Origin of the sequence: Myceligenerans pegani (genome assembly GCF_014892515.1) — a bacterium.
Classification (GTDB): domain Bacteria; phylum Actinomycetota; class Actinomycetes; order Actinomycetales; family Cellulomonadaceae; genus Myceligenerans; species Myceligenerans pegani.
In genome coordinates, this window is record NZ_JADBGR010000089.1 from 1 (window position 1) to 19,197 (window position 19,197).

Sequence of the window (19,197 nt, forward strand, 5' to 3'; positions counted from 1 at the left end):
CCCCGGACTGAGCTGCCACACCCGGCGGGACGGCCGTCCCGTGCCGTCCCGCCGGGCACGGTTCCGCATGCTGGGCGGCCCTGCGTCCCGCGCGACCTGACATGCGTCCGTTCCGGACGCCCGATACCCCGAGGAGTACGCCATGACACACCCCGTGACCGACGCTACCGGCCGGAACGTCTACGAGGCCGAGTGGAGGGCCTGGCGAGCGGGCTGGCAGCAGTGGCTCGCCCAGCCCCACGGCTGGCTGGCCGCCGTGGCCGTGCACTGGCTCGACGACACGCCCCGCAGCTACGACGGCGTGCCCGGCCGCTGGTGGCAGAGCGGCGAGACCCTGATGATCGATCTCGACGGCGCCACCATGACCTTCGAGGGCGCCGAGCTCGCCCAGGTGGCCGCCCTGGACCTGGCCGAGGGCCCCGATGACCGCCGGATCGCCGTCGGCGACCTGGAGATCGGGATCACCTACCGCGACGGCTACCACATCAACGTCTACGACCCGGCGGCACCCGCCCGGGCGGTGTTCGACGGCGTGCCGGTCCACGATCCGGATCCCGCCTGGATCGTCACGGGAAGGTTCGAGGCGCACGACGGTGAGCGGTCCCTCGCGCTGGACACGGTGGGCTGGCGCGAGCACGAGTACCTCTCGCCCGGCGTCGTGCACTTCGAGCACGACGGCGCCGCCTACCGGATGCAGGTCATCGTCGCCGCCGGCCGGTACACCACCGTCTTCACCGACGGTACCAGCGGCGACACCACCTACCCGGCCGGCCGGTCCCTCGACGTCCCCGCGCCCGCCGCGGACGGCACCGTCACGCTCGACTTCAACCGGGCGCTGAACCTGCCCTGCGCGTTCGCAGACTACTTCCCGATCTGCCCCACGCCACCGGCCGGCAACCGCTACCCCTTCCGCATCGAAGCCGGCGAAAAGACCCCGCGCAAGTGAACCCGCCTCCCAGCACCCGCCTCCCAGTACCCGAGGAGAACGACATGTCAGACACCCCCTCGCGAACCGTTCGCGACCTGATCGTCATCGGCTCCGGCCCCGCCGGTTACACGGCCGCCGTCTACGCAGCCCGGGCCGGCCTGCGGCCGCTCGTCCTGGAGGGCTCCGTGACTGCCGGCGGATCGCTCGTCAACACCACCGAGGTCGAGAACTACCCGGGATTCCGCAACGGGATCATGGGACCGGCGCTCATGGAGGAGATGCGCGCCCAGGCCGCCAGGTTCGGCGCCGAGCTCGTGCCCGACGACGCCGTGGAGGTCGATCTGCGCGGACCCGTGAAGACGGTGCGAACGGACACCGAGACGCACGCCGCGCGCGCCGTCGTGCTCGCCACCGGCTCCAGCTACAAGAAGCTCGGCCTGACCCGGGAGGAAGAGTTCTCCGGACGCGGCGTCTCCTGGTGCGCCACCTGCGACGGGTTCTTCTTCCGGGACAAGGCGATCGCCGTCGTCGGCGGCGGGGACTCGGCGGTCGAGGAGGCGACGTTCCTGACCCGGTTCGCCAGCCGCGTCCACCTCCTGCACCGCCGGGGCGAACTGCGGGCCTCGAAGATCATGCAGGAGCGAGCGTTCGCGGACCCGAAGCTGGAGATCCTGTGGAACACCGAGGTCGCCGAGATCCACGGTGAGAACACCGTCGGCGGACTGACCGTCCGCGACACACGGACCGGCACCACCCGGCGGCTCGACGTGAGCGGCCTGTTCGTCGCCATCGGTCACCAGCCCCGCTCCGATCTCGTCTCGGGACAGGTCGACATCGACGAGAACGGTTACGTCCGGGTCGACCACCCCACGACCGCGACCGTCGTACCCGGCGTGTTCGCCGCCGGCGACCTCGTCGACCACCGCTACCGGCAGGCGATCACCGCGGCCGGCACGGGCGCGGCGGCCGCCCTCGACGCCGAGCGATACCTGACGACGGCAGGCACTCCCGCCGCCTGAACCACCACCGACACACCGACACACCGATACGTAGAACACCTGGAACACGGAGAAGGAGAATCCCATGAGCACCATCCAGGTCACCGACGACACCTTCACCACCGAGGTTCTGCAGTCCGAGGTCCCCGTCCTCGTCGACTTCTGGGCCACCTGGTGCGGACCGTGCCGCATGGTCGCGCCGATTCTCGAAGAACTTTCCGAGGAGTACGCCGGCCGTATCACGATCGCCAAGCTCGACTCCGACGCGAACCCGGCAACGACCACGCGGTACGACATCGTGTCGATCCCCACACTCGTCGTCTTCCAGCACGGCGAGCCCGTGAAGTCCCTGGTCGGCGCACGCCCCAAGCGAGCACTGACCGAGGAGATCGAGACGATCCTCGCCGCCGGCGCGGACCACGGGCAGGGCGGCACGGCCTGACCCGAGCCGGGGCCGGCGTGTCGCAGAGCCGACGCGCCGGCCACACCCGTCGACCTGGCACATGCACCCCAACCCATGACACGCGGCGCCGAGCACGGAGGGACCGAGCGCTTCGTCGGGCTCATTCCTCCGCACCCTCTTCGGCACAGGTCCGCTGATCCGCAGTCCGAGGGCCCGATCGGCCGCGGCCGAGGCAATGGTGGAATGATCATTCCATAACTGGTACGGTCGATCTCATGAGCCGACCGCGCACCTTCGACGAGGCCGAGACCGCCAGGCGGGCGATGGACCTGTTCTGGCAGCAGGGCTTCGGCGACACGCCTGCCGCGACGATCAGCGATCACCTCGGCCTGGGGATGGGGTCGATCTACCAGGCCTACGGCAGCAAGGAGGGGCTCTACCGGGCCGCGCTCGAGCAGTACCAGGAGCGCGGCCTGGGGTTCCTCGCCGAGGCCCTTGCCTCGGGCGGCACCGTCCGGGACTCGTTGCGGGCCTACATGATCGGACGCGTCACCGAGGCGCTGGACGATCCGCGGCAGCGCGGCTGCCTGCTGGTCAACACCATCGGCGAACGCCTGCCACGTGACTCCGCTGCCGCCGACTTCGCGCGGGGGATGCAGCGGGCCAACCGCGAGGCGATCGCCGGGGCGCTCGTGGCCGCCGTCGAGCGCGGTGAGCTGCGCGGGGACACCGATGCTGACGCGCTCGCCGGCTATCTCGTCACGGTGATGAACGGACTGATGGTCACCGTCAAGGTGGCGCCCGACCGTGACGACCTGATCCGGACGGTCGACCTCGCGCTCGGCGTGGTCGACGCCCATCGCGCGTGACCGCCGCAATCGGCGCGCGAACACACCCATCTAGCGAGAGAGAGGTCCGTCATGACCGCAACGATCCCCGAGCCCGTCCTGGGCGGCCAGGTCTGGAACGACTTCGCCCCGGGAACGAGGCTGACCGTCAAGGAGTACGTCGACGCCATCGGCGTGCTCAACCAGGGGGTTCTCGCCTCCTACGCCGGCGACGAGCCCGGAGTCCTGATCGACCAGTTGCGTGCCACACTCAGCCTGGGGACGCTGTACAGCTCACTGCCGCTGCCGACCGCCTCGACCCGCCAGGTCAGGGAACTCGTGGGGCAGATTGCCGCGATCAACGACCAGCTGATCACCTGGGCCGACGAAGCGCTGCGCCGGTCGATCGACCGGCCCGAGCCGCTGTTCGAGCCCCTCGCGGTGCGTAGCCACTGCTACGGCCACAACCTGATCCCGCAGGCGGCGCGGGACCTGCGCGGTCCCGAGGTGCGCAGCCCGTTCCCGATGATGATGTACAACGAGTGGATCCACCAGATGGTGCTCCTGCGGGACGCCCTCCTGCCGTTCGCGAACTGGCGCGAGGTCCCCCTGCCCGTGGACGGGCGGGGCCTGCGCCGGATCGAGGGTGCTCGGGAGAAGTTCCTGTCCGAACTGCTCGTGCGCCAGATCCGGCACACCGCGATCGTCGACTACGCCCGCCACGTCCTCGTGCCGGGCGACGTCCCGGAGACCGAGGGCTACGGGTTCAGCTACGCCGGCGGCAGCGTACTTCCCGCCGTGGTCCGCGCCGGGACCGTGCTCACCCCCACGAACCTGCTGAGGTGGGCGGACGACGGCGCCACGGAGGACGTGTCGACGTACGTCACGGCTCGAGCGGACTACTTCGGCGCGCCTCGCACGGACGCTCGGACGATTCGTGCGGCTACGGGCGCAACAGCCCTCGGCGATACGACCGCGACGATCCGGACCGTGCCCGGCGCAGACGACACTCTGGAGGCCGTGATCGCCGTCAGAGCGGGTGACGTGGTGGCGGAGGTCGATCTCGGGCAGGCGCTGCGCGGCCACCGCTACGCCGATCCGGTCACCTCCGTGGAGGCCGGCGACATCGGCTCCGAGGCCGCGCCGGAGGCGTCCGCAACGGTTCTGGATCCGCTCGCCGTTCTCCTGGCCCCCGGTCTCGTCTGGGCCGATGAGGGCGGCTACGTGGTGCCGGCCGGCAGCGACGGTCTCATGGCGCTGGCTCTCCTGGGGCAGGTGTACCCGGAGGACGTCGCTGTACGCCGCGAGCCCGGCGCGGGCGTACTCGGGGTGCAGCCGGGCCGGCGGGCGCGGTTCGTGATCACCCTGCCGGGATCACGCTGAACAAAGCCTTCGCCGGAGTCGTGACCCGCGGGCCGTACCCGCCCCGAGGGCATCCACATCACCGGCAACGCGCTCATCCCGATGAAGGAGCGCGTCGCGGAGGACCGCTACGACCCGCTCGTCTGGCGGGGCCGGACGATCTCGCGCCGCCGCGGTTGAGCGGCGCGAGTGTTTCCCCGGGCGTGAGCTCAGGGTGCCAGGGACCATCCCGTGAGGGTGCCCGTGTCGCCCGCGGCCGTGTCCTGGACGCGGAGGTTCCAGGTGCCGTCCACGGGCTCCGCGGCCAGGTTCACGGTGAACGTCTGGTGGACGTCGTCGGCGCCGCCGCCGGTCTTGTCGAGCAGCGGGTACACGGTGCCGTCGGGGGCGATCAGGCGGACGACGAGGTCGCCGCGGTAGGGGTGCGTGATGTCGACGTGGACCTGCGATGACGCCGAGGCGCCGCGGGGGCAGTTCGACAGGGTGATCGGGCTGTTGACCGTGGCGTTGTCGGGGATCGGGACGTCGGTCGTGTTCTCGCCGTCGCAGATCGCCGGCGGACCGTTCGGCGGGTCGAGGTCGAGGGTCCAGGAGTCGATGTGCCCGCTGTCCCCGGTCTGGGTGTCGCGGACACGCAGCCGCCACGGACCGCTCGCGGTCTCACGCGAGAGGTCGACCGTGTAGGTGGTGTCGATGTTGTCGGCGCCGCCGCCGGTCCCGCTGTGGAGCCGGTAGGTCGTGCCGCTCGGGGCGATCAGGTCGACGTAGAGATCGCCGACGTACGTGTGGCGGATCGCGACGGCGACCCGGGCGGTCGCGCTGGGGGTGGCGTCGCAGCCGGTGACGGAGACGACGGACGTGACGGTCGCGTTGTCCCTGATCGGCACGTCGCTGCCGTTGGTCTGGCTGCAGCCCGGAGGGCCCGCCACGGTCAGCCGGTACGTCGTGGTGTGCCAGGTCGCCCCCCGCGCGCGGACCTGGAGGGCGTAGGTCCCCGGTGGTGCGGACGCCGTGGTGGTCAGGGTCAGGGTGGACGCCTGGCCCGAGGTGATGGTGGCCGGGTCGAACGACGCCGTCACGCCGCCCGGGAGCCCGTGCGCGGAGAGGGTGACCTGCTGCGGGTCGCCGAGGGTGGTGCGGGTCGAGACGGCGACCGCGACCGACGACCCCGCCTGGACGATCCCCTCAGGGTTCTCCACCGAGACGGCGAAGTCCTGGGTGGGCGGCGGCACGTCTCCCGTGAACAGCAGCCGGTTCGGGGAGCCCGCGCCGGCCTGGGTGACGACGCCGGGGGTCGCCGCGTCGAGCAGGGCGCTCGATACCTCGGCCGGGGTGAGGGAGGGGTTCGCGGCGAGGTAGAGGGCGGCCGCACCGGTGACGTGGGGTGTGGCCATGGACGTGCCGTTGATGGTGCCGGTCGCGGTGTCGGCGTCGTGCCAGGCCGAGGTGATGGACGTGCCGGGCGCGAACAGGTCGAGGCACGCACCGATGTTCGAGTACGGAGCCCTGGCGTCGGTGCTGGTCGTCGCTCCCACGGTGAGCGCGGCGGGGGCGGACGCGGGCGAGCGCGTACAGGCGTCGACCCCCGTGTCGTTGCCGGCCGCCACCGCGTACGTGATCCCGTCGGCGATCGAGGCCGACACGGCGTCGTTCACGGCCTGGGAGAAGCCGCCGCCCAGCGACACGTTGGCCACCGCGGGCTCACCGGGCCGGTGGTGGGCCGTGACCCAGTCGATGCCGGCGATCACGTCCTCGGTGGTGCCGTCGCCCGCGCAGTCCAGCACCCGGACCCCGACCAGGGAGACGTCCTTGGCGACGCCGTGGTCCTCCCCGCCGAGGGTGCCGGCCACGTGGGTGCCGTGGCCGTTGCAGTCGGCGGCGTCCGCGTCGCCGTCCACGACGTCGGTCCCTGAGACGGCGCGGTCCTCGAAGTCCTGGTGGCTGACCCGGATCCCGGTGTCGATGACGTACGCGGTCACCCCGGCGCCGGTGTTCGGATAGGTGAAGGAGGTGTCCAGGGGCAGGGCGCGCTGGTCGGCGCGGTCCAGGCCCCAGCTCGGCGTCGGTGACTGGACGTCCTGGACGCTCACCCGCTGGTTGGCCTCGACGTAGGCGACCGAGGGGTCCCGGCTGAGCCGACGGGCGTCGGCCGTGGACATGGCGACGCTGAAACCCGGGACGGCGTGCTCGAACGTCCTGAGCACGGTGCCGGAGAATTCCCGGGCGAGCCCGCCGGCCCGGGCGTCGAGGCGGGACGGAGCGGCGTCGTCGAGCACCACGACGAACTCGCCGGGGATCGCACCCGGGCTCCGCACGCCGAGGAGCGCGCCGGCCGGTGCCGCCTGGGCGGGCACGGTGTGCGGGCCTGCCGGCGCCGGCAGCGCAACGGCAGCCAGGCCGGCGACGACGGCGACGAGCCGCGCCGCGCGACGCCAGGGACTCACGTGCTGTTCGACCGACTGACTCATGACCGCCTCCCGAGACCTGGTCGAGCGTTGACCGCCGATCACCGTATACCGCCGGACCTCGGTTCAGGACGGGTGTTGCCGCACGTGGGCGGATGATTCGGCCCTCGTCGAATCTAGGTGCGATCGGCTCGCCAGGCCGCGGATACTCGCTCTCGTGACGTCTGGCTGAGGCGCCCGGCGACGACGAAGGGTGAGGCGATGCATCCAGGTACGGGCTCCGGGCCGGGCACGCGGGCTGCCGGGCGGTCGACGTTGCGCCGTGCGGTCGCAGCTGTGGTCTCGATGGCGGTCGTGGTGCCGCTGGGCGTCGGCGCGCTCACCGCCCCGGCCCGGGCGGAGGGCTTCGTCGCCGCCCCGGACGCGAAGCCTGCCGAGACGACGTCCGCCGCGCAGGCGACGCCGGACCTGACGAAGCCGACCCGGGAGGAGCGCGCCCAGGAGGAGGCGGTGGCCGCCGCGCGGGCCGCGGGGCGCCGGGTCGAGGCCCCCGAGCTGCGGACCGAGACGCGGACGGTCTACGCGGAGCCCGACGGGCAGATGGTCGCGGAGTTCAACTCGTCCCCTGTCCGCGCCCGGGACGAGGACGGCACCTGGCGGAAGATCGACACCGACCTGAGCGCCGGGGAGGACGGCCTGCTGCGCCCCGCCGCGACACCGGTCGACCTCGCCTTCTCGGCGGGCGGCGCGGACGCCGAGCTCGCGCGGATGGAGCAGGGCGGAGCGGCGCTGAGCCTCGAGCCGCCGGAGAGCCTGCCGGCCCCGTCGCTCGACGGCGCCACGGCCACCTACAAGGACGTCCGGCCCGGCGTGGACCTGCAGGTGGTCGCCCGCTCCTCCGGCTTCTCGACGAAGCTCGTGGTGCGCGACCGCGCCGCCGCCGAGGGCCTGGCCGCCGACCCGTTCCGCCTCGGCGTCTCCGGGGGCGACGGTGACGACGTCGAGCGGCGCGACGGCGGGTTCATGATCCAGGCCGCCAAGGGGGGCGGAGGGATCTCCGTCCTGCCTCCGGCCGGAGTCGACGCCGACGGGCGGCCCGTCGCGGTGGAGGCCGGCACGGAGGCGGACTCGACGGACCTGGCGCTCGCGGACGACGCCGTCGACGGCGGCACCGAGTTCCCGATCACGATCCTGAGCGATCACACCGCGGACAAGTACGGCTGGGCGACGGTGCTGTCTGGTCTCCCCACCTTCGATGGGTGGAACACGAGCGGCGAGCCGCCGCTCGCGCAGGTCGGCCGGTGCTGGTCCGGCTGGGGCGCCTGCGGCCTCCGCAACATCGGCGTCGCGTGGACCTACTGGCGGTTCGACACGAGCTTCCTCGCGGGCAAGGTGGTCGTCAACGCGGACCTCAACGCCGTCGTCGAGCACAGCCCCGACTGCAACGCGACCGCCCGGTACCACCACGTGCACAAGGCGACGTCGCACCCGGGGCCGGGTACGACGTGGAACACCAAGCCCGGCTGGGAGCCCTCGTACGTCAACATGCTGGTGCCCAAGGTCAACGCCAACTACGGGTGCGGCGGGGCCAAGACGGCGGCGGCCGACGTCACGTCGCGCGTGAACCGCGGCGGGCACACGTCGTTCCTGGTCTCGCCGGCGAACGACGCCGACGTCGAGCACTCGCCGTGGTGGCGCAAGTACAACAACAACGCCAAGCTGATCACCCGGTACAACACGGTGCCGAACGCGCCGACGGCGCTCGTGACCGACCCGCCGCTGAAGACGCCCTGCACGTGGTGCGCCGGCGTGCCGTACATCAGCGACTCCAGCGTGAGCATCAAGGCGACGCTGACCGATCCGGACGGTGACGGGCTCAAGGGCGTCTGGCGGTACACCAGCAACGGGCAGACCACCGACTACGTCAGCCCGAACTTCTCCGCGTCAGGGACCGTGCACTCGCGGCCCATCACGACCGCGGAGAACGCCGTCAACACCGTGACGTGGCAGGTGGGCGCACGCGACTGGAACAACAACGGCCCGGTCGTGGCGGGGTCGAGGTTCGTGATCGACCGCAAGGCGCCGACCGCACCCGTGGTGGACACCTACCTGTACGCCGAGGACAACCGGTGGCACGGCGGGGAGGGCGTCGCGGGCCGGTTCGACTTCAAGGCGTGCACCCCGGCGCTCCAGATGGCGGGACGGTGCACCGACATCACCGGCGACGACGACGTCGACCACTACCTGTGGGGCTGGACCGACCAGCCCGCGAACAAGATCAACGCCGGCGCGCTCGGCGGCAACGCCACCGTCTGGACGACACCGCCCGGCGACGGCCCGCGGTCCTTCTTCGTGCAGGCGGTCGACCGAGCGGGGAACAAGAGCCCGGTGGTGAGCCGGCATCTACGCGTGCGCCCGGGCAACGGTGCGTACGCCGACTGGTCGCTGGACGGGACGGGCAAGGACCGCGCCTACCTGGGCGACCGCGACATAGTGGTGCACGACGGCGCGTCGTACGAGGACGGTGCGATCAACCAGGGCCTGCTGCTGGACGGGAGCACGGGGCACGCCAGCGCGCCGAACGCCGTCCGGACGGACGCGAGCTTCTCGGTCTCCGCCTGGGTGCGGCTGGACGACGCGACCGGCGCACGCGCGGCGGTGAGCCAGGACGGCACCAACTTCCCCGGATTCGTGCTGTGGCAGCGGCCCGACGAGGACGGTGACGGGGAGCAGGAGCCCGGCCGCTGGGCGTTCGGCATGGCGTGCTCGGACGTGGAGTACAAGGGCACGTCCATCGCGGCCTCGGGCGAGCCGTCCGAGACCGGCGCGCCGACCCACCTCGCCGGCACGTACGACGCGCTGACGCGGAAGCTGACGCTCTACGTCGACGGCGAGAAGGCCGGCGAGGTGACCCGCGGCGCGGCGTGCCCGGACTGGAACGCGCGCGGGGACGTCCAGGTCGGCCGGACGATGTGGAACGGCGCCGCGGCCGTGGACCACTGGGAAGGCATGGTCGACGAGGTCAAGCTGTACGAGCGCACGCTGACCGCCGCCGAGGTCAAGGCGGCGGTGGCCGGCTCGAACGTGCAGGTGGCGCAGTGGAAGTTCGAGGACAAGCCCGGGAGCAGCACGGCGCTGAACAGCGTGCCCGGCGGCCAGGCGGGCGTGCTGCACCCCGACGCGTACCTCTGCGGCGACTGCGACGCGGACGGCGAGCAGGACCCGAGCGTCGCGGAGGGCGCCGTCGGCCAGGCGGTGCACGTGGGCGGGGCCGACGGCGAGATGGTCTCGTCCGACGGGCCGGTCGTCACCACCAACCGCAGCTACTCGGTGGGCGGCCACGTCCGGCTGGACCCGGCGGCGGTCGCGGACCTGGCGGTCGGCGACCGGGTGGTCGCGCTGTCGCAGGACGGCACGAACCACAGCGGGTTCACCGTGTCGTACATGAAGACCGGCGCGGCCGCGGGGCAGTGGGAGTACGCCACGTACGGCCAGGACACGCAGGACGCGGCGGCCGACGCCGTGGTCCGCGCCGATGCCGCGGACCCCACCGCGTGGACACACCTGTTCGCCGTCCACGACGGCGCGAACCGGGTGGTCCGGCTGTACGTGAACGGGCTCCCGGCGGGCACCCCGGACGACCGGGCGCCCACTCAGTTCGCGGCGAGCCGCTCGTTCGTGATCGGCCGCGGGCTGAACGGCACGCCGGCGGGGCGCTGGAACGGGGCAGTGGACGAGGTCCGGGCGTACACCAGGGCCCTGAGCGCCGACGAGGTCCAGGCGATAGTGGTGCGCGACGACGTCGCCGTCGGGCGCTGGCCGCTGGACGGGGACGCGACCAGCGCGACCGGCCCCGCGCTGGACGGGACCGTGCACTGCGACGGCACGACGTCCGAGGCCGAGTGCCGGTGGGAGCCCGGGCAGACCGACCTGCCGTCCGAGGAGAACGACCGGGCGCTGACGGGGAACGGGAACGACTGGATCTCGGCGCCGCACGCCGTCGACACGACCAAGAGCTTCGCCGTGACGGCCTGGGCCCGCATCAGCGACCTGAACGGCACGTCGACGATCGTGTCCCAGGACGGGCGGAACATGAGCGCGTTCCAGCTCGTCAAGCTGTCGAACGGGCGGTGGGGCTTCCAGCGGCCGCCCACCGACGGCGCCGGCACGCCTTACCTGGTGGAAGGGCCGCTCGCGCAGGACGACGTGTGGACGCACCTGGCCGGCGTCTACGACGCCGCCGCCAAGACCATCACGCTCTACGTCAACGGCGAGGCGGCGGGCACCGCCGCCGCCCCGACCGTGTGGGACCACCCGACGGGCGGGCTGCAGATCGGCGCGTCCCTGAACGCCGGCAACCGGCAGAACCGCGTGCTCGGCTCCATCGACGACGTCACCGCGTACGGCAGGGTGCTCTTCCCGGACGAGGTGCGCGACCTGGCCGGCCGGGACCTGACCCTGCGGCACAACTGGCGCCTCGACGAGGGTCAGGGCGCCAGCGCGGCCGACGCCGTCGGCGGCAGCGCGGCGGCGGCGCCCGCGGCGGCGCAGGTCGGCTGGACGGACGGCGTGGTCGGGAACGCGCTGCAGCTGGACGGCACGGACGACTACCTCACGGCCCAGGACCTCGACGTGCGGACGGACGGGTCGTTCACGGTCTCCGCCGTCGTGCAGATCGACCGCACCGAGGGCTGTGTCCGAGCCGACTGGCAGGACGACGACCCCCTGCCCGATCCGGGCGACTGCGTTCACACCGCGCTGAGCCTGGACGGCGGGCCGGGCGCCGACAGCCGGTTCCGGCTGGGCTACCAGGGCGGCGTGGACTCCGTGAACGAGACAGGCGACTGGGTGTTCGAGATGTCCAACCAGGACGGGCGCACGGCGGCCTCGGTCGCGCTGTTCCGGTGCGACCCGTACAACCCCGACCCCGACGCGCCGTGCGACTTCGACCGGCCGGTGCACCTGACGGGGGTCTTCCACGCCCCGACGGGCCGGATCTGGCTCTTCGTCGACGCGGTGCGGATCGGCGACGGCGAGGGCATCGAGGCCTGGCACACGACGGGGGACCTCCAGATCGGCCGCGGCCGCGACGACTCGGGCGCCCCGGCGGAGTACTTCCCCGGCGTGATCGACGACGTGCGGGCCTACACCGGAGCGCTCAACGACGCCCGCGTCAAGGAGCTGTACGGGTACTACGCCTCGGGCGGGTTGCTGGACCCGATTCCCCCGGCACCCCCTGAGCCCATCCACCAGTGGAAGCTCGACGAGGCAGACGGCACCGCCGTGGCGGTGGACGCCGTCGGAGGGCTGGACGCGACCATGCACAACGGGGCCGCCACGGACGTCGTCGGCGGCAGGCAGGGCCGGTCGCGGACCTTCGACGGGGTGGACAACTACGCGGTCACGGACGGGCCGGCCATCGACACCGACGGCGCGTTCGCGGTATCGGCCTGGGTCTACCCACGGACGGCGAGTACCAGCACCGACTGGGAGGTCGTCGTGGGCAACGGGGGCAGCTTCGTGATCACGAGGACGGGCAACCGGTGGGGCGGCGTCGCCGCGTGGGTGGACGGGTCCGGCCAGACGGTCACGCAGGGCGTCTACTCCGACGAGACCGTGCGGGTCGGCCACTGGACGCATCTCGCGCTCGTGTACGTGCCGAACCTCGAACAGATGCGGCTGTACGTGAACGGGCGCATGTCCGCACTCGTGCCCGGGATCGACGCGGTCGCGGCCCCCGATGTGCTGCGGATCGGCGCGCACCACGACCTGAGCCTGCCCTTCAACGGCCACATCGACGACGTGCGCACCTTCGACACGAGCCTGTCCGACGGCGAGGTGGCCGCCGTCTACAACGACGTCTGGGATCCCTCGCACGGGATCTGGACGTTCGACGCCGACACGGTCGCCGACACGTCCTGGCGCAACAACCCGACCACCGCCCACGGTGCCGTCGGGTTCGTGGACGGCCGGTTCGGCCGGGCGCTCTCCATGAACCGCGCGACCCCCGGCTACGCGCAGACCACCTACGCCGGCGCCCCGACGCACGGCAGCATCACGGTCGCCGCGCGGGTGCGGGTGGCCGACAACGAGGGCGTGCAGACGGTCGTCTCGCAGGACGGGACCAGGATGAGCGACTTCTCGCTGCAGTACGACGGCAACATCGGGCGCTGGTCCTTCGGCGGCTGGACCACGGACGCCGACAACGCGACGTTCGCCCGCGCCTACTCGGGGCCGCCGGCCGCCGTCGGCAAGTGGACGCATCTGGTGGGGGTCTACGACCACCCGGCCAAGCAGCTCCGGCTGTACCAGGACGGCGCGCTCGTGGGCGTGCAGGACGGCGTGACCCTGTCCGCGGCGCAGAGGCGCATGGCGATCGGCCGCGGGCAGGTCCGCGCGGCGAACGCCGAGTACTTCAGCGGAGACATCGACCAGGTCGACACCTGGATGGGCGCCCTGTCGGCGCAGGAGATCGCGGACCTGGCGGCACAGGCCGGGCCCGCTGCACAGACCGGGGCCGCTGCACAGACCGAAGGAGACGAGTCATGACCTGGCGCACGAGCTCTGACCGGCGGACCGTACGCCGCCGGTGGACGGCGACGATCCCGGTGACCGCACTGGTCGCCTCCCTCCTGGTGGTGGCACAGGCGCCGCAGGAGGCGGCGGCCGACACCCCCGGCGGCATCGCCGGCATGCCGTCGGTGCCGGTCGTGCCGGACGGTGCGATGGACGCCCCGGCGACCGACGACACGACGAGCGACGCGCTCAGCGGGCCGCAGAACCCGGGCAGTGAGGTGTCCGACGGCGGCGGGAGGCCGACGGCGACGCCCCTGTCGCCGTCGGCCACCTGGGACGTGTCCGAGCAGACGGGTGACTTCACGTGGTCCTACCCGCTGCGGGTGCCGCCGGTCCCCGGCGGCCTCGGCCCGAACCTGGCGCTGAGCTACGCGTCGTCGGCCGTGGACGGCCGCACGAGCGCGACCAACAACCAGCCGTCCTGGGTGGGCGACGGCTGGGGCCTCGGGGAGAGCTTCGTGGAGCGCACGTACGGCGCGTGCATGCAGGACAAGGAGGGCAGCCGCGGGCCCGAGAACGGGTTCGACAACGTGGGCGACCTCTGCTGGCGCAGCGACAACGCGACGTCCGTGTTCGACGGCGGTGGCGGCCTGATGATCCGGGCCGGCGGTGACCGGTGGACGCTCAAGAACGACGACTACACCCGCGTGCAGCAGCTCGGCTCCGCGGACGGCGGCCAGCAGGACGGCGAGGGGTGGAAGATCACCACCACCGATGGCACCCAGTACTTCTTCGGGTCGCGGCCGGCGTCGAACTCCGTGTGGAAGGTGCGGGTGTACGGCGACGACAGCGGTGAGCCCTGCTACAGCGCGGCGTCGTTCAAGGCGTCCCACTGCGAGCAGGCCTGGCGCTGGAACCTGGACAAGGTGGTGGACCGCAACGGCAACACGATGCTGTACGACTACACCAAGGAGACCAACCGGTACGGCGATTTCAACGACGGCGACAAGGCGATCGCCTACGACCGCGGCGGGTGGCTGAACCGGATCCGGTACGGGCTGCACGAGACGGCGTCGAGCACGCCGGCCGCGACCGTGGAGTTCGGCACGGCCAACCGGTGTGTCCCGGGGATTCCGGCGACGGACTGCGTCACGAGCCCGGGCAAGCACCAGAACTGGCCGGACACGCCGCTCGACCAGCTCTGCGAGGCCGCGACCTGCGCGGAGAAGTGGTCGCCGACGTTCTGGACCGGGCAGCGCCTGGACACCGTGACCACCAAGGTCCGCAAGGGTGGCGAGTTGGTCCCGGTCGACCGGTGGCAGCTCGAGCAGTCCTATCCGAGCCCTGGCGACGGGACGTCGGGCGCCGCGCTCTGGCTCAAGTCGATCGAGCACACGGGCCTGATCGGCGGCGGCTCCGGTACCACGCTGCCGAAGGTCACGTTCGAGGGCGCCCAGATGGCCAACCGGGTCGTGACCGACAACCAGACGCCGCTCAACCGGTACCGCATCACGAGCATCGTGTCCGAGGCCGGCGGGGTGATCAGCGTGAGCTACGCCCCGGCGAACTGCCTCGATGATGCCGGCCGCCTGCCCACCCCGCACACCAACGACCGCCGGTGCTACCCCGCGACCTGGGCCGACGAGACGCACGCGGAGCAGACCGCCTGGTTCAACAAGTACGTGGTCTCCGGACTGGTGATCAGCGACCTGATCAGCTCGAGCATCGAGCAGCAGGTCCAGTACCGGTACGACGGCGCGGCGTGGCACTACGACACCAGCGAGTTCACGCCGCCGGACAAGAAGAACTGGAACGAGTTCCGCGGCTTCTCCCACGTCACCACGATCTTGGGCGACCCGGAGGACGAGGCGGGGCCGCAGACCCGCACCGACACGCGGTACTACCGGGGCATGGACCAGGACCGGCTGAACCCGCAGGGCGGCAAGCGCTCGGTCGTGTTCGACGACTCCGAGGGCGACCTTCACACCGACCACGACTGGCTGCAGGGGTTCGAGCGCGAGTCGGTCACCCGCAACGGGATCGCGGACACCTCGCCGATCGTCACCAAGACGCTCACCGACCCGGTCTGGCGCGGGCCCACCGCGGCGCGCGGCGACCTCAAGGCCTACTTCGTCGGCACGGGCACGGAGCGCACGTTCACCCCGACGGACTCCGGCGGGCGGGTCGAGACCCGCAAGGTCACGACGTACGACGCGTACGGGCAGCCCGCCACGGTCGACGACCGGGGAGACGTGTCCACCCCGAGCGACGACCTGTGCACCACCACGACGTACGGCGCCAACGAGAGCGCCTGGCTCGTGTCGTTCCCCGTCCGCGTCCAGACGGTGGCGGTGGCCTGCGGCACGACGCCGTCGTACCCCGAGCACGCCGTCTCGGACCTGAAGACCCGGTACGACGGGCAGGGCGATGGTGTCGCACCGTCGAAGGGGAATCCCACTCTGGTCGAGATGGCGGTCCGGTACCAGGGCGGCACCCCGGTCTACGAGGCCCGGTCGACGTCCGTCTACGACGTGCACGGGCGGGTGACCCGGACGGCGGACGCCCTGGACCGGGCCACCACCACCGCCTACACGCCCGCGACCGGCGGGCCGACGACGGCGACGGTGGTGACCGACCCGAAGGGGTTCGCCACCACGACCGACCTGGAGGTCAGCGACGGGCAGCCGGTCAAGGTGACCGACCCGAACGGCCTGGTCACCGAGAACGTGTACGACCCGCTCGGGCGCCTGGTCAAGGTGTGGGGCACCGACCGCCCGCGGAGCAGGTACCCGGACGCGCCGTCGGCCACCTTCGACTACGCGATCAGCCGGGACGCGCCGAGCGTGGTGACCGCGCGCCGCCTCGGGCCCAACGCCAGCGACGCGCGGCCCAAGTACATCGAGGCGCGCACCATCTACGACGGCAACTACCGGGTGCGGCAGGAGCAGGCCGCCGCGGCGGGCGGCGGGCGGCTGCTGACCGACCACCGGTACGACAGCCAGGGCCGCGAGTACATCGTGACCAACCCGTTCTTCAACGAGGACCCGGTGGACTCGCGCCTGTGGCGCGCGGCGGACTCGGAGTCGCTGGGGCAGAACGTCACCAAGTACGACGCGGCCGGCCGGCCGGTCGAGGCGGAGTTCCAGGCCAACACCGAGACCGAGTGGGAGACCCTGACCCGGTACGGCGGCGACCGCACCTACGTGACGCCGCCCGAGGGCGGTACGCCCACCATGACGGTCACGGACGCACGTGGCCGGGTCACGGAGCTGTACCAGTTCGAGGGCAGCACCCCCGCCGGTGACGCCGACATCACCCGGTACGAGTACACGCCGGTGGGGAAGCTGAAGACGGTGACCGACCCGGCCGGGAACGAGTGGGACTACGACTACGACCTGAGCGGGCAGAAGGTGCGCAGCGACGACCCGTCCGCGGGCGTCACCGAGTCGGTGTTCGACGCGGCCGGCCAGCTCGTGCGGACTACGGACTCCCGCGGCCAGGTGCTCACGTACGACTACGACGCGCTGGGCCGCAAGACCCATGTGCGCGACGGCAGCAACGCCGACGCGGTGCTGGCCCGGTGGACCTACGACGCCTCGCGCATCGTGCGGCCGGACGGCACGGTGACGGTCGCCAAGGGCAAGCCGACGTCGGCGCTCCGGCTCGACGCCGCCGGCAACACGATCACCTCGAGGGTCAACTCCTACACCACGACCTACCAGACCAAGCAGACCCTGCTGACCATCCCGCGGTCGGAGGGCATCCTCGGCAGCGGCAACGGCGGCCCGCGCACGTACGCCACGGAGTACACCTACAACCCGGACGGCAGCCTCGAGAGCGAGATCCTGCCCGCCATCGGGGACCTGCAGCAGGAGCAGATCTTCCACACCTACGACGACGCCGGCCGCCCCGCGCTGACCTACGGCGGCGCCGACGGCGACGGGGAGACCACCTACTACGCCTCCTGCTCCACGTACACGCGGCTGGGCGAGATGCAGCGCGTTCAGCTCGGCGGCGTGCCGGACCTGTACGACCAGGAGAACGACTGCGCCACCGAGTACGACGAGACCAGGCACCGCGCCTGGATCACCACCTACTACGACCAGTACACGCGCCGCGTGGACCGCACGGTGGTGGACGGCGAGGTGCCTCGCCCCGAGCAGGCGGACCTGGCCTACGAGTACGACGACGCGGGCAACGTGCTCTCGATCACCGACACCCCGGGTGAGCAGGCGACCGACCGGCAGTGCTTCGAGTACGACCATCTGCGCCGGCTCACGGAGGCGTGGACTCCCGGCGGTTCGTGCGCGGACGAGCGCTCCGTGGGGGCTCTCTCCGGCCCGGCGTCGTACTGGCAGTCGTTCACCTACGACAAGTCCGGCAACCGCCTGACCAAGGTGGACCACGGCCTGAAGGGCGACGTCACCGAGCGGTACGAGTACCCGGACGCGGGGGCCCAGCAGGCCAACGTGGTCGAGTCGGCCGAGACCGTCTCGGCGGACGGAACGCAGATCGCGGCGGAGGCGTACGACTACGACGAAGCCGGGAACACCATCCAGCGTGGTGGCCAGCGGCTCGCGTGGGACCAGCTCGGCCGGGTCAAGTCGGTCACCGAGGGCGGCGAGGTCACCTCGTTCGTCTACGGCGCCGACGGCGATCGCCTGATCCGGCACGCTTCCGACGCCTCGACGCTGTACCTGCCGGGTCAGGAGCTACGGGCGGACAAGGCGACGGGCGAGCTCACGGCGACGCGGTACTACTCCCATGCGGGCCGGCAGGTCGCCGTGCGCAGCGATGGTGCGCTCACGTGGACCGCGAGCGACCATCACGGGACGGCACAGGTGGCGATCAACGCGGTGAGCATGCAGACGTCGGTGCGGCGGATGGACCCGTTCGGGGTGGCGCGGGGCGAGCAGCCGGCGGGGTGGCCGAGCGAGAAGGGGTTCGTGGGCGGGACGATCGATGCCTCCACCGGGCTGACGCATCTCGGGGCCAGGGAGTACGACCCGGGGCTGGGGCGGTTTATCTCGGTGGATCCGCTCATGGATAGCCAAGATGCTCAGCAGATGAACGGGTATGCGTACTCGAACAACAACCCGACGTCTGCGTCTGATCCTGATGGGATGTTCTTCGGCTGGCTCTTCAAGGCGATCCAGAATCTCGTGAAGGCTGTCAAGGCCGCCCTCAAGCCGAAGAAGTGGACGGCGCCGCGAGGGGGGCCGGGGTTCGGTAGCGGCGACCGCCCGCTGCCGCCTCGGACACTCAGTCACAGGGATAGCGACCAAACTCGAATCTGCCCCCACGACGGTGACCGACTGTGTTTTCTCAGGGAGATCGACACGGGTGATCGACGTAATAAGTGGGAGACGTCCGAGGAGGATTTCTGGAACTGGGACTGGGACCGCCTTTTCCAGCCAGACTTCAAGCCGTGCCTCGCTCGCGCTGGTGAGGAATGTAGTTGGGAAACTGGTCCGGTGGCCGATGTCATCATCGATATTCCGCTCGGCGGAGAGTCAAGCTCGAACACGAGCTACAAGAATCCTGGAACCAGGGACGTCTGGGCGGAGGTATACCTTGTTCGTGAGATGAAGTACGTGGAATACGTGTACTTCGATGGGGATGGTCGGGTCGTCAGCTCCGTGTACAAGTGGGTGCCCACCGGAAGGATGGCGTATCAGGCTGCGCCCTCCCAGGGTGAACCCGGGGCACCAAGGTTGAATTGAGGCCGGACCCAAGGTACGTGGACTGTTTGTCCGAA

Annotated in this window: 8 protein-coding genes; 7 read left to right on the top strand and 1 reads right to left on the bottom strand. The window is 71.5% G+C overall.

What is annotated here, in order from left to right; genetic code table 11:
- The first annotated feature begins 142 nt into the window (after positions 1–142).
- The 5 genes from IIE03_RS14235 (at position 143) to IIE03_RS14255 (ending at position 4,539) form a co-directional block, all read left to right on the top strand.
- A complete protein-coding gene (locus tag IIE03_RS14235; protein ID WP_192863259.1) occupies positions 143–946 on the top strand; it encodes a DUF1684 domain-containing protein in 804 nt (267 codons plus the stop codon).
- Positions 947–990: 44 nt separating this feature from the next.
- Positions 991–1,947 carry a thioredoxin-disulfide reductase gene (gene trxB, locus IIE03_RS14240; protein ID WP_192863424.1) on the top strand — a complete coding sequence of 319 codons (957 nt, stop codon included), beginning with the start codon at positions 991–993 and terminating at the stop codon, positions 1,945–1,947.
- A gap of 64 nt (positions 1,948–2,011) precedes the next feature.
- Positions 2,012–2,368: a thioredoxin gene (gene trxA / locus IIE03_RS14245; RefSeq protein WP_192863425.1), complete on the top strand. Its 357-nt coding sequence runs from the start codon at positions 2,012–2,014 to the stop codon at positions 2,366–2,368.
- Between the two features lie 236 nt (positions 2,369–2,604).
- Positions 2,605–3,198, top strand: a complete 594-nt coding sequence (locus IIE03_RS14250; RefSeq protein ID WP_192863426.1) for a TetR/AcrR family transcriptional regulator — start codon at positions 2,605–2,607, stop codon at positions 3,196–3,198.
- Positions 3,199–3,249: 51 nt separating this feature from the next.
- Complete coding sequence (locus tag IIE03_RS14255) at positions 3,250–4,539, top strand: hypothetical protein (RefSeq protein WP_192863427.1); 1,290 nt, start codon at positions 3,250–3,252, stop codon at positions 4,537–4,539.
- 188 nt (positions 4,540–4,727) lie between these two features.
- Here IIE03_RS14255 and IIE03_RS14265 read toward each other — a convergent pair whose 3' ends face one another.
- On the bottom strand, positions 4,728–6,986 hold the full coding sequence (locus IIE03_RS14265; RefSeq protein ID WP_192863428.1) for a proprotein convertase P-domain-containing protein: 2,259 nt from the start codon (positions 6,984–6,986) through the stop codon (positions 4,728–4,730).
- A gap of 198 nt (positions 6,987–7,184) precedes the next feature.
- Here IIE03_RS14265 and IIE03_RS14270 point away from each other — a divergent pair, with 198 nt between their 5' ends.
- Positions 7,185–13,472, top strand: a complete 6,288-nt coding sequence (locus tag IIE03_RS14270) for a LamG domain-containing protein (protein ID WP_192863429.1) — start codon at positions 7,185–7,187, stop codon at positions 13,470–13,472.
- Positions 13,469–19,162 carry an RHS repeat domain-containing protein gene (locus tag IIE03_RS14275; protein WP_192863430.1) on the top strand — a complete coding sequence of 1,898 codons (5,694 nt, stop codon included), beginning with the start codon at positions 13,469–13,471 and terminating at the stop codon, positions 19,160–19,162. Before IIE03_RS14270 ends, IIE03_RS14275 begins: the two co-directional genes overlap by 4 nt.
- The last annotated feature ends 35 nt before the right edge of the window (positions 19,163–19,197 follow it).